This window comes from Pusillimonas caeni, from assembly GCF_003545815.1.
In the GTDB taxonomy this organism is placed as follows: Bacteria; Pseudomonadota; Gammaproteobacteria; order Burkholderiales; family Burkholderiaceae_B; genus Pusillimonas; species Pusillimonas caeni.
The window spans coordinates 321,092-333,063 of sequence record NZ_PDUW01000003.1; the positions used below are offsets into that span (position 1 = coordinate 321,092).

Annotated in this window: 13 protein-coding genes; 11 read left to right on the forward strand and 2 right to left on the reverse strand. The window is 60.9% G+C overall.

The window, feature by feature from the left end; translation table 11 throughout:
- The first annotated feature begins 270 nt into the window (after positions 1–270).
- Positions 271–558 carry a hypothetical protein gene (locus CSC67_RS08825; protein ID WP_118994148.1) on the forward strand — a complete coding sequence of 96 codons (288 nt, stop codon included), beginning with the start codon at positions 271–273 and terminating at the stop codon, positions 556–558.
- A gap of 115 nt (positions 559–673) precedes the next feature.
- Positions 674–1,450, forward strand: a complete 777-nt coding sequence (locus tag CSC67_RS08830; protein WP_118994149.1) for a class I SAM-dependent methyltransferase — start codon at positions 674–676, stop codon at positions 1,448–1,450.
- Between the two features lie 95 nt (positions 1,451–1,545).
- On the opposite strand, the gene CSC67_RS08835 is transcribed toward CSC67_RS08830, so the two are convergent.
- Positions 1,546–2,472, reverse strand: coding sequence for a LysR family transcriptional regulator (locus tag CSC67_RS08835; protein ID WP_118994150.1), 927 nt, complete (start codon positions 2,470–2,472; stop codon positions 1,546–1,548).
- Positions 2,473–2,690: 218 nt separating this feature from the next.
- Here CSC67_RS08835 and CSC67_RS08840 point away from each other — a divergent pair, with 218 nt between their 5' ends.
- Positions 2,691–3,482, forward strand: a complete 792-nt coding sequence (locus tag CSC67_RS08840) for a glutathione S-transferase family protein (RefSeq protein ID WP_118994151.1) — start codon at positions 2,691–2,693, stop codon at positions 3,480–3,482.
- Between the two features lie 96 nt (positions 3,483–3,578).
- On the forward strand, positions 3,579–4,565 hold the full coding sequence (locus CSC67_RS08845) for an ABC transporter substrate-binding protein (protein WP_167752816.1): 987 nt from the start codon (positions 3,579–3,581) through the stop codon (positions 4,563–4,565).
- Here CSC67_RS08845 and CSC67_RS08850 read toward each other — a convergent pair.
- Positions 4,562–4,759 carry a hypothetical protein gene (locus CSC67_RS08850; RefSeq protein ID WP_118994152.1) on the reverse strand — a complete coding sequence of 66 codons (198 nt, stop codon included), beginning with the start codon at positions 4,757–4,759 and terminating at the stop codon, positions 4,562–4,564. The two genes, CSC67_RS08845 and CSC67_RS08850, sit on opposite strands and share 4 nt — an antisense overlap.
- Before the next feature lie 265 nt (positions 4,760–5,024).
- Between CSC67_RS08850 and CSC67_RS08855 the strand changes: the two genes are divergently transcribed.
- From CSC67_RS08855 to CSC67_RS08885, 7 genes are all read left to right on the forward strand, one after another.
- Positions 5,025–5,375: a GFA family protein gene (locus CSC67_RS08855; protein WP_118994153.1), complete on the forward strand. Its 351-nt coding sequence runs from the start codon at positions 5,025–5,027 to the stop codon at positions 5,373–5,375.
- Between the two features lie 91 nt (positions 5,376–5,466).
- Entirely contained in the window at positions 5,467–5,853 is a 387-nt protein-coding gene (locus tag CSC67_RS08860; protein WP_135227454.1) for a hypothetical protein, read from the forward strand.
- A gap of 131 nt (positions 5,854–5,984) precedes the next feature.
- On the forward strand, positions 5,985–6,179 hold the full coding sequence (locus CSC67_RS08865; protein WP_118994155.1) for a YqaE/Pmp3 family membrane protein: 195 nt from the start codon (positions 5,985–5,987) through the stop codon (positions 6,177–6,179).
- A gap of 62 nt (positions 6,180–6,241) precedes the next feature.
- Entirely contained in the window at positions 6,242–7,045 is an 804-nt protein-coding gene (locus CSC67_RS08870) for an alpha/beta fold hydrolase (protein WP_118994156.1), read from the forward strand.
- 27 nt (positions 7,046–7,072) lie between these two features.
- On the forward strand, positions 7,073–8,611 hold the full coding sequence (locus tag CSC67_RS08875; RefSeq protein WP_118994157.1) for a phospholipase D family protein: 1,539 nt from the start codon (positions 7,073–7,075) through the stop codon (positions 8,609–8,611).
- A gap of 86 nt (positions 8,612–8,697) precedes the next feature.
- Positions 8,698–9,231 (forward strand): hypothetical protein, encoded by a 534-nt coding sequence (locus CSC67_RS08880; protein WP_118994158.1) that lies wholly within the window; start codon positions 8,698–8,700, stop codon positions 9,229–9,231.
- Positions 9,221–11,953: an ATP-binding cassette domain-containing protein gene (locus CSC67_RS08885; protein WP_118994159.1), complete on the forward strand. Its 2,733-nt coding sequence runs from the start codon at positions 9,221–9,223 to the stop codon at positions 11,951–11,953. The genes CSC67_RS08880 and CSC67_RS08885 overlap by 11 nt, the downstream gene beginning before the upstream one ends.
- The last annotated feature ends 19 nt before the right edge of the window (positions 11,954–11,972 follow it).

Sequence of the window (11,972 nt, forward strand, 5' to 3'; positions counted from 1 at the left end):
AACCGCCTGACCGCGGCGATTTGGAGAAGGCCGTAGCGCTGTTCCTGGACAGGCGGAAAAAGTAAATAATATGTCGCCGCCCTGAGGTTGGTCCCGCAGGCCCGATATTTGCTGTAGTGGCCCGCTCACTGCAACCAGAACGAACAAATAACTAAAGGACCATCATGAGCTACGGGACGCTCGTCAACGAATTGGCTCGATCTCTGGAAGGCCGCATCATCGTCCATGACAACTTGCCTCATCACGGAGATTGTGAATAAGTGAGCCGCCATGAGCTACGGAAAATTTATCGGTGATCTGCCTAAAGCGCTAAAACGCTACATCATTGCTTACGATAACCTGCCAAATCATGAGGGTTGTCTCCTCTATGTACGTGGAAGTCGCAAGGTCATTCTTGATGCGCGCGTCTTCGATCATGATCGAGAGGCGTTGTCAGATTCGCTCTACGAGATCATCGAGGGTCCCCCGGACGAAAAACTAAGAATAACCGTTGAAGCGGGGCGCCTCATTGTACAGGCCAGTGGAGCCTCGGAGTTGGATACACGTCGGGTGGCATAGGTGCCGATTGAATGACAAAACCCATTAGCATATATACCAGTATATTTCCCCATCTTGTACGGGTATGCGGCGCCCTGTATCGTGATTTCCTTCAATCACTGGATAAGGAAGGGTCATGAAAACCGGTCATAGCGAAACTGTTCAGGCGCAGTTCGATTCCCAGGCGCAAGCCTATTTGCAGAGCGCCGTGCATGCCGCGGGCCCCGATCTGTTGCGTGCCAGCGAGCTGGTCAGCGAGTCGATTCCCGCGGCGTCGGGCCGGTTCCTGGATGTGGGTTGCGGGGCAGGGCATTTGAGCTTTGCCGTGGCAGAGGCACTGGCCAGCGTGGTCGCGGTGGACCCGTCCCCCAATATGCTGGCCACGGTCCAGCGTGCCGCGAACGAAAAAGGACTGGCCAATATCCAGACCGTTCAGGCCAGCGCGGAATCCATGCCGTTCGACGACGGCCGGTTCTGCGTGGTCGCATCGCGCTACAGCGCCCACCACTGGTTCAACCTGCCGGAGGCGCTCAAGGAGATGCGTCGCGTGGTCAAGCCCGGCGGCTATTTGCTCATGATAGATGTCGAGGGCGATGAAGATCCTTTGGTGGATACGCATCTGCAGGCGATAGAGGTATTGCGCGACCGATCCCACGTTCGGGATCGTTCACCGTCGGAATGGCAGCGGCTCATCACGGACGCCGGTTTTTCGGCGATTCAGCACCAGAACTGGATCACGCGTCTTGCATTCCAACCATGGATTACGCGGATGCGCACCAGCCCTGAGCGCATAGCGATGATCCGCACCGTCCAGCAGGAAGCGCCGGCAGAGGTGAAGCAGGCGTTGGCTATCGAAGAGGACGGTTCTTTTTCGATGAAGACAGGGCTGTGGTGGGCGAGGGCGCCTCGGTAGCCAGAGGTTGGCGTGATCGTGCGCGGCAGTCTCGCAAGGCCGACTCTTGCAGACCGGCGAAGCACATCATAGTCATCAACTGGCCGCGATGCGATTCATACTGCTGATGTCGAAGTGGCGACTTCCCCAACAGCCGTAAACGTTTTCTTCATTTCGTCCGTCAGGAAATCGAGGACGACGCGCAGCTTTGGCGGGACGAATCTTCGGGAAGCGTATGTTATGAAAATGGGCATTCCTTCCGGCTCGTACTGCTTGAGAACTCTCTGTAGCCGACCCGTTCGCAAGTCGTCCAGAAAAAGCCAGTCGGGCATGAGAGCGATGCCGGTTCCCGACAGGCATGCGGCCCGGATTATTTCGGCGTTATTGGATGAGAAGCTTCCAGAAACTGCGATGCGGTGCGTCTTGCCCCTGCGCGCGAAGGACCAGACATTATTCACTAAAGGGTTGGAATACAGCAGGCAATTGTGAATCGACAAGTCTTCGGCCCGGTTGGGACTACCCGCCTGTCGGAGGTAGGCAGGCGAGGCCACCGCGGCTCGGCATGCGGTTCCGACGCCTCTGGCGATCACGGTGCCGCTTTGTTCGCCAAAGCGGATGGCAAGATCGGCGCCTTCCACGACCAGATTGTCGGATAAATCAGTGCAAAGCAGTTCGATCCGCAGGTCGGGGTACTGCTGAAGCAGCTCATTGACTTTAGGGACCAGTATTTCTCTGGCGAACGAGGCGGGGCTGCTTATGCGCACCAGCCCGCCGGGAGCCGCCTTTGCCTTGCCGACCGATGCCTCGGCTTCGGACAAATCGTCCAGCACCTTGGTTGCGAATCCCAAGTAGGACAGGCCTTCTTCCGTGAGCCTCATACGGCGCGTGGTCCGATTGAGAAGCCGTACTCCCAAATGGGCCTCCAGTTGGGCGACATGCTTGCTGACAGCGGACTGAGTCAGGCCGAATTCTCTTCCTGTGGCGGAAAAGCTGCCGGAATGGGCAACCCGGACGAATATTTCAATAGCGGTGAGCAAGTTCATGCGGTGATTCCCGGTTTATCGACACAATGAATTGCGATCGCAGTGCGCCGGCGTCGTCATGGAAAAACACTCCTTCGTGGTCCGGTGGCGATATGAGCAATTCAACTGCGATTGTCTCTTTTATTCCAAACGGGAATATATATTATTCGAGCATTGAGCCTTCTCAGGACCCGAATCTCGACCCTATCATCCTTTCTGTTCATTGAGAAAGGCTCACCATGCTGACATTGCTACATCACAATATTTCTGTGTGCGCACAAAAAGTGCGCTTGGCCCTATATGAAAAAGGCCTTCCATGGGAGGGACGGGAAATCGATCTCATGAAGCAAGAACACCTGACGCCGGAGTTCCTCCGCATCAATCCCAAGGGTCTGGTTCCAGTGTTGATCCACGACGACACTCCCATTTGCGAATCGACCGTAATCCTCGAATATATAGAAGACGTTTTCCCGAGCAGTCCGCTCAGGCCGGCTTCCGCTCTGGGAAAAGCGCGCATGAGAACCTGGACGAAGATACCCGACGAAGGGCTGCATGTCGCGTGTGCCTCGGTGACCTACGCCAGCGCCTTCGTGCATCAGCTGCGCAGCAATCACGACAGGCATGAATGGGAAGAGCGGCTCAAGAAACTGCCGGACCGTGCGCGTGCGGCCAGGCAACGAAAAATCCTCGAACAGGAGTTCGAGGCGCCCTTTGTGAAAGACGCGGTATTGCTGCACGACAAGGTGTTGCGGGAGATGAACGACGCGCTGGACGCAAGCCTTTGGCTGGCCGGGGATGAGTTCACGCTGGCGGACATTGCCATCGTTCCTTACGTCACGCGTCTGGACCGCCTGGGCCTGGAGGGAATGTGGGCCGCTCTGCCCAACGTCAAATCATGGTTCGATCGAGTCCAGGCAAGGCCGAGCTTCGATCTGGCCGTCACCGCCTTTCGCTCCAATAGCTACGACGATGAGTTAAAGAAACAGGGGGTAGATGTGTGGCCTCAAGTGGCCGCATTACTTGAAGCGTGAAGCCGTATTGTCCAGCATCGGAAGACTTGAATAAAACATGTTGAACACGCTCGCAGACACCCCGAGAAATCCATTTTTTTGAGCAGGAGACATCGCATGAGAAAGTTTGCTTCTGGAGCATTTACGGCGCTCATGGTGGCATGGTCCAGTATCACCGGCGCGCAGCCGACATCGGATGAGTTGGAATCGATCACTTATCTGCTGCCTGCGCCTAAGACTCTCCCCGCCTTTGCGCCCTATGTGCTGGCAGAACATCTAGGCTATTACAGGGACGCCGGGCTCAAGCTCAAATTTGTTTCCGCGAAGGGGGGCGTGGACGCCGCCAAGCAGATCGGCGCAGGAAACGCGATGATAGGGCATATCCGCGGCGACACGCCTATCATGGTGCGGCCATACGGCGTGCCTATAAAAATGGTCGCCCTGCTTGGAGGCGGCTCTTTGGCGCTTATCGCTTCCCATAAAGAGCAGCACATTACAGAACCGGCCGACCTCAAAGGCAAGACGATTACTGTCATGGCTTATACGGACACGACGTATTATTCTTTGCTGGGCACCATGAGTCAGGCCGGGCTTGCCAGGGACGATGCGAATATACAGGCCGCCGGCCCCGCCGGTGTATGGCAGTTATTTACGAGCGGGAAAAGCGACGTCATGGTGGCGGTTCCTGACTGGATAGTGAACGCTAGGCAGGGCGGCGCGGACGTCAGCATCATGGACCCGGCCAAAGGGTTCGGCACCATGTCCCAGGCGATCGCAGCCTCTGAAGACACTATTGAGAATCGGCCCGATCTGGTCAAAAAGGTGGTGGACGCCACGCTCAAAGGCATGGCGCTCGTCATGAACGATCCTGATGAAGCGGTACGTCGGTATGTCGAGGCTGAGCCGAGTTATTCGGGCAAAGAAGCAGAGCTCCGGGAGGTCTTCAGGCTCTATAACAAGTATGTGTTCGGTAATCAGTCTGTGCCGGGAAAGATCGACGTGGACCGCCTGAAGGCGGTGCAGCGGTTCTACGTTGAAAACGGCGTTGTTCCCAAAGCTTCGCCTCTGGACGAACTCTATACGAATCAGTTCATCGAAGATTAGGATTCCCGTTCTATCAATACAAGCGAGTCGTCACGCGCATGTGGAGCTACTCGCAGCTGAAGAGACTGCGCTTGTGCGACCACCTCGAGAAGCCAGTCGTCGCCGGCGATTTGTTCGAGTTCGGAAATGGGGACGTTGATGGAACGGCTGTTGCCTAACTTTTCGCGAATGTAATGCCGAAGCTTGGTTTGCATAGACCTGCACCTGAGTTGGGCGACATGGCGCCTTCTTGGCGTGTCGCGGTTTGGCCATGTGATGTAACAGTGGCAGCGGGGCCAAACGCCAGTGCAAGCTGGGGGAAGTGTTTGAGTGGCCGATGGAAGGCGGAAGAGAGGAGCTCGACGCGAGCCCTCGATGCACGTCCGGTGTAGTATTTGGGCTGGTGCTAAAAACCACAATACGCTAGATGGCACCCTTTACCTAAGGAATAGTTGAAAGTATTCAATACAGGATGCCGATATGCCATTTGAAGGAAGCTGCCACTGCGGCGCAGTAAGGTTCGAAGTCGACGCCCAGCCGCCACAGCAGGCGATCAGCTGCAATTGTTCGCACTGTAGGCGCAAGGGCTTTTTGCTGTCTTTCTTTCCTGCGGAGCAATTCACGCTGTTGCAGGGTGAAGAAGCGCTTTTCTCGTACCGGTTCAATACCCATAAGATCGAACACCGCTTTTGCCGGCACTGCGGCACCCAGCCTTTTGCAGAGGGAGCAAGTCCCGATGGGTCCGCGGTGCGCGCCGTGAATCTGCGCTGTGTACCGTCCATAGACCTGGATGCCTTGACGCTTCAGCGTTTCGACGGCGCGGCGGCATAGCTCAGAAAAATACGCCCCGCGCCCATGCGCAAGTCCGCTTCCCTCGGTGTATCATCCTTCGTATTTATCTATATTGGCCGGGAGAAAAACAATGAGGCTCTTGATTGTGGGTGGCTTGTGCCTGGGTTTGGCGGCTTGCGCCACGTCCGATCCAATTGTCGACCAGGGGCAGCCGCAGGCCCAGCGCGTGCAGGCGGACCAAGCCACCATCGATGCGGCCCTTCAAAGCGTCAAGAGCAAGCTGAAGAACCCCGACGAAGCGAAGTTCTCGGGCGTCTACGCCACCGAGGTGCCCGGTTCGTCGGGCGGGCCGGTGGTGTGCGGGCTGGTGGACATCAAGACCCGGCACGGCTACACTGGCGACCTCCGGTTCGCCTCTTCCGACAACGTGACCGTCATTGAAGACAAGAAAGCGGGCGGACGCACGGCCCTCAACAACGATGTGATCAGGAAGCTGTGCTCGGTGGCGGGTTCGTGACTGTGGACGCCATGGTCGGCGCCGCAGTACGAAAGCTGCATTCGGCCTGAAGCGCACGGTTGCGCTTCGTGCCCGGCCCGCGGACGCCATGAGGTAAACTTCCTTCGGTTCAACTACCGGATGTCTGCCCCATGCGTCTTCTCATAGCCCTGATCCTGCCCTGGCTTACCTTCTTCACCATCGGCCGGCCCTTTGCCGGCATCATCTGCCTGATTCTGCAGATCACCATCATCGGCTGGGTGCCCGCCGCCATCTGGGCGGTGTATGCGCTGAGCCAGTACAAGACGGACCAGAAAATCGCCAAGGCGCTCGGCTCGCGCAACTGAGCAAGCGGGCCGGGCGCGCCCGGCCCGAAAATCATAGCTACCAGAACAACAAGAGGGTCGTCATGAACGACAGTGTGGAGATCGACGGTGCCGAAGTAGCCTACCGGATCGACGGCAGCGGGCCGGCGCTGGTGCTGGTATCGGGCACCGGCGGAAACCTGCACAGCAATTGGGATCATTTGATGGAGCCCTTGGCGGCCCATCGCAGGGTGGTCCGGGTCGATTATTCGGGTTCGGGCGATACGCGGGACGATGGCCGGGCGCTGACCGTCGACATGCTGGCGGGACAAGTATTGGCGGCGGTCAGAGCCTGCAACGTGGCTTCTTTCGATCTGCTGGGGTATTCGCTGGGCTCGGCGGTCGCTGCGCACATTACCGCCGAATACCCCCAACTCGTCCGTTCGCTCGTGCTGGTGGCGCCCTTTGCCCAGGGCGGCGAGCCGCGGATAAAGTTGCAGTTCGAGTTATGGCAGCAGCTCATCCGGCTGGACCCGGCCGCTTTCGCCCGCCTCGTCCTGCTCAACGGGTTCAGCCCCGCTTTCTTGCGCGGTTTCAGCGACCGGCAAATCGAACAATGGGTGGACCTCATTCAGCAGTCCAACCGCTGGGACGGCATGTTGCGCCAGGTGGAACTGGACGCGCGGCTGGACATCAGCGGGCAACTGGCAAAAATCGACCGGCCGACCCTGGTCATCGGCTGCTCGCAGGACTATATTCTGGGCCCCGAGCCGGCGCGCGCCATAGCGCGGGCCATCTCGGGCGCCCGTTATGCGGAATTGGATGCCGGCCATATGGCGCCTTTCGAGCGTCCGCAAGAGCTGCTTCAATTGGTGGGCGAATTTCTGGCCGTGCCGGCGCGCGGGTAAAAGGGCGAGGGGAGGATGAAGCGAGGTATGGGGTCGATATTCAAACGGATCGTCCTGGCCTTCCTGCTGGGCCTGCTGGCCGCGTGCGCCCAACTGCCCTCGCTCGAGGAGCGCAGTGTCTCCAGCGCTTATACCGACACGGCGGACACCCGGCTGGGCCGCGCCATACAGCCGCTGGCCGCCGGCCATCCCGGCAAGTCGGGCGTCTCGCCGCTGGCGCGCGGCGGCGATGCGTTTGCGGCCAGGGCCTTGATGGCCCAGGCCGCTGAAAAGTCCATCGACATCCAGAACTACATCTGGCACGACGACATGGCGGGCACACTGCTGTTCGATGCGCTGGTGGATGCGGCGGACCGCGGCGTGCGGGTGCGCCTGCTGCTCGACGACAACAATACAGTGGGCATGGACGAAGTGCTTGCCGCGCTGGACAGCCATGCCAATATCGAGCTGCGGCTCTTCAATCCGTTCATGTATCGGGGCTGGCGCTGGGTGGGCTATCTCACCGATTTCGATCGCCTGAACCGACGCATGCACAATAAATCCTATACGGTGGACAACCAGGCCACCATCATAGGCGGGCGCAATGTCGGCGATGAATATTTCGGCGCTTCCGAGGAATTCCTCTTCATCGATCTGGACGTGCTGGCCGTCGGGCCGGTGGTCAAGGACGTTTCCCGCGATTTCGACCGCTATTGGAAAAGCGCTTCGGCCTATCCGGCCAGTCTCATTCTCGCACCCGCCGCGTCCGATGGGCTGGGGCAGCTGAAAGCCAAGGCGGAGCAGATCAAGCGCGAGCCCAGGGCCGAGGGATATGTCGAGGCGATGAACGAGTTGCCGATTGTGCGGCAGCTGCTGGACGGCAGCATCGAGCTGGAATGGGCCGTGACGCGCATGGTCAGCGACGACCCCTCCAAGGGGTTGGGACAGGCCCAGGAGCACGAGATGCTGCCGAAGCGGCTGGGGCGTATTTTCGGCGTTCCGGAGCACGACCTGTTCATGGTCTCGTCCTATTTCGTGCCCACCCGCGACGGAGTCGATTATCTTACGACGCTGGCGCGGGACGGGGTCGCGATCACGATACTGACCAATTCGCTCGAGGCGACCGACGTCGCCGCCGTGCATGCCGGCTACGCCAAGCGGCGCAAGCCTTTGCTCGAAGCGGGCATCGAACTATATGAATTCAAGAAGGAGTCGTCCACAGCTCCCTTGCGCGACCGTGGGCTGACCGGCAGTTCGGCCTCCAGCCTGCATGCCAAGACGCTTTCGGTCGACGGCGAGCGCATATTCATCGGCTCGTTCAACTTCGATCCGCGCTCGGCCCGGCTCAACACCGAAATCGGCTTCGTCATCGACAGTCCCAGGCTGGCCCAGCGCCTGCCCCAAGCCATCGAGAAGCAGGCGGCGGACATCGCCTATCGGGTGCGCCTGGACGACTCGGGCCGGCTGGTATGGGTCGAGAAGCGCGATGGCCGTTCAATCGTGCATACGGTAGAGCCGGGCGCAAGCCTGTGGCGCCGCATGAGCGTCTGGCTGCTTTCCCACCTGCCCATCGAATGGCTGCTATGAAGACTTTGTGACGAGCAACGCCGTTTTTCCGAGGCATGCGGATTGCTGCCCGGACACGGTGTCCAATTCTTCGTCCGGAGTATCCGATGTCCGACAATGAGGGATCCTGGTTCGCCGATGCATCCGCGGCCAGCCAGGCGGTAAACATGGTTCTGCCCATGATAGAAACGGCCATGAAGAATCCGGCCGTAGGCGAGAGCGGCTTTTTGCATATCGTCATCATGGATCCGGCCCGTCCCTGGGGGGCGGCGCCGTTCGAACAGTCCATATTGCATGAGCATTCGGTCGGGGACCGGGAGCGATGGGACGCCGACTATGCGCGGTTCGCCCGCGACAAGGCCCGCATCTGCTGGCGCACGGGCCGGGACGGGCACGCCGTCAGGACCGTGTCTCCCCACCTGCTGGCCGCGGGGGACTGCGGCGTGTGGGGCGCGGTATGCGTGGACGGGATCGTGGTCGGGGTAAGCGGCGCCAATCCCTGGTACGACGAAGCGTTTGCCGGCTGCGTTGCGCATTGCCTCAAGGCGGTTGCCAAATCAAGGGCGCTCGCCCAGCCGGAAACGCCGGAGCTCGGCCCCGCCGGGCAGGATGCCGGCTCCGCTCAGGCCGATGGACGTTGACGGGATAAAGCAGGGCGCTGCCAAGCTCGTTGGAGGCGGCGGCGCCGGCAAAGGCACGCCCGTGCGGGCGCAGCGCGAGGTCTGGCGCGCGCTCATGCAGGCCTTGTGGCGCCATCGGTGGCGAACGCTTGCCGCGCTCGGCCTGCTGATATTGGCCAAGCTTCTGATGGTCGCGGTGCCCGGCGCGCTGAAGGCCATTGTCGATGCGCTGAGCGGGCCGCCCGAGGCCTTGACCTTGCCGGCGCTGTTGCTGGTCGGCTACGCCCTGCTGAGGTTCGCAGGAGGCCTGTTCACCGAATTGCGCGACATGGTTTTCGCCCGCGTCACGCAAAGCATGGTCGCCGATTTCAAGTTGCGCGTGTTTTCGCATCTGCATGCGCTGAGCGTGAGGTTCCACGCCAGCCGGCAGACGGGCACCGTGGCGCGGGACGTCGAGCGCGGCGCGACCGGCGCGGGCTTCCTGATGAACGCGCTATTGTTCACCGTGCTGCCCACTGTGGTCGAGATCGCGGCCGTGGTGACGATTCTGGTGATCGGCTACGACGCGGCCTACGCCTGGATCGTGGCCGCCACCTTCACCGTCTATGCGGTTTTTACCACCTACTTTACCGAGAAGCGCATTTATTACCAGCGCCGCCTCAACGATCTCGACTCGCGCGCCAACGGGCAGCTGGTGGACAGCCTGATCAATTACGAAGCGGTCAAGTACTTCAGCGGCGCAACCCGCGAAGCCAGGCGCCTGAACAGCTTGCTGAGGCGGTGGGTGCACGTGGGCATCGGCAACCAGAAGGCGCTCTCCGTATTGCATGTGGGGCAAAGCGGGGTGATCGCGGTCGGTGTTGCGAGCGTGATGCTCCTGGCGGGCCGCGATGTCGTGGCCGGCAATGTGACGGTCGGCGACCTGGTCCTGATCAATGCGTACATGATCCAGATCTGTCTGCCCTTGAACACTCTGGGCGTGGTGTTCCGCCAGTCGCGCGAGGCGCTGGTCAATGCCGAACGCATGGCCGAGCTGCTGAGCCAGCCCACCGAGACGCAGTCCGAAAGCAGCGAGCCGCTGAGGCTGCGCGCCGGCGAGGTGGTGTTCGAAGGCGTGAGCTTCGGCTACGAGCCGGGCAGGCCCATCTTGCACGAGCTGGATTTTCGTATCGAATCGGGGCAGACCGTGGCGGTGGTGGGGGGCAGCGGGTCGGGCAAGTCGACGTTGGCTCGCCTGCTGCTGCGCTTCTACGATGTGGATTCGGGACGCATCTGCGTCGATGGGCAGGACATCCGGTCGGTGAGCCACGAGAGCCTGCGCGACGCCATCGGCATCGTTCCCCAGGATACGCTGCTGTTCGACAACACGATTGCCTACAACATTGCCTATGGCCGCCGGGGCGCCACGCGCGAGGACGTCGAACGGGCGGCCCGGGAAGCCAGCGTGCACGAATTCATCCAGAGCCTGCCTGCTCAGTACGAGACCCGGGTGGGAGAGCGGGGCGTAAAGCTCTCCGGCGGGGAAAGGCAGCGTATCGCCATCGCGCGCACGCTGTTGAAAGACCCGGCGCTGCTCATCTTCGACGAGGCCACCTCGGCGCTGGATACGCGCACCGAGCGTGCCATACAAGAGCAACTCGACGACATATCGCGTCATCGCAGCACCCTCATCATTGCGCACAGGTTGTCGACCATCGTCGATGCGGACCAGATCCTAGTGATGGAGCGCGGCCGCATCGTCGAGCGCGGTACGCACCGCGAGCTTCTGCACAAGCAGGGACTGTACGCGCAAATGTGGCATTTGCAGCGCCAGCAGGACCAGATCCGGCAGGAGGAAAGCCGACTGGCGGACCAGCCCGTCAACCTGGTGGCGCTGGCCGCCAGCGTGCTGGACGCCGTGCGTCCCCAGGCGGCCCAGAAGGGCGTGCAGCTTTATACGCTGATCAACGACGATGCGGCGCGCGTCACCGGCGATCCGGGCGTGCTGCAGCAGGTGGTCTGGGAGCTGTGCATCAATGCCATCGCGGTTACGCCGCCGGGCGGACGCATCGCCCTGAGGCTGGAACGGGCCGCGGACATGGCTCGGCTCGCGATCGAAGATGGGCGGCCGTCGCCCGACGAGGTGCAGAAGTCGGAGTCGCTCGGCCGGGTGGATTGGCCCGTCGCCTATACGCCGCCGGACCCCGTCAGGCTGGGCGGCATGATAGAACAGATGCGCGGAAGCTGGCGCATAGAGCACGCACAGCAAGGGCATGGCATGGTCTTCACGGTCGATCTTCCTTTGCGCGCCGTGGCGCAACTGGGCTCCGGGGCGGCGGACGACGCGTCGCTCAGTGATGCTTTGCAAGGCATGGAAGTGCTGCTCATCGAGGACCAGGAGGCGTCGCGCGAGCTGATTGCGGAAGTGCTGCGTGATCACAGGGCCGAAGTCGCCGCCTTTGGCGATGGCGAGTTGGCGTTGCAGGCGCTGCGGGGCAGGCCGGCCGAAGAATGGCCCACGGTGCTGCTATGCGATCTGGCCATGCCGGATCTGGACGGCTATGCGGTGATCAGCCGGATCAGGGCGCTGGAAGCGGAGCGGGGGATACCGCTGCATCGAAGGCTGCCGGCCGTGGCCTTATCGGGCCATGCGGGGCGTGAAGATCGCCTGCGGGCGCTATTGGCGGGGTTTCAAGTGTATCTGGGAAAACCGGTGGACACGCGCGAGCTGGTGGCCACCGTCCGCGCGGTGACGCGAGCCTGAGGGCTGAGCGCCACCGCCG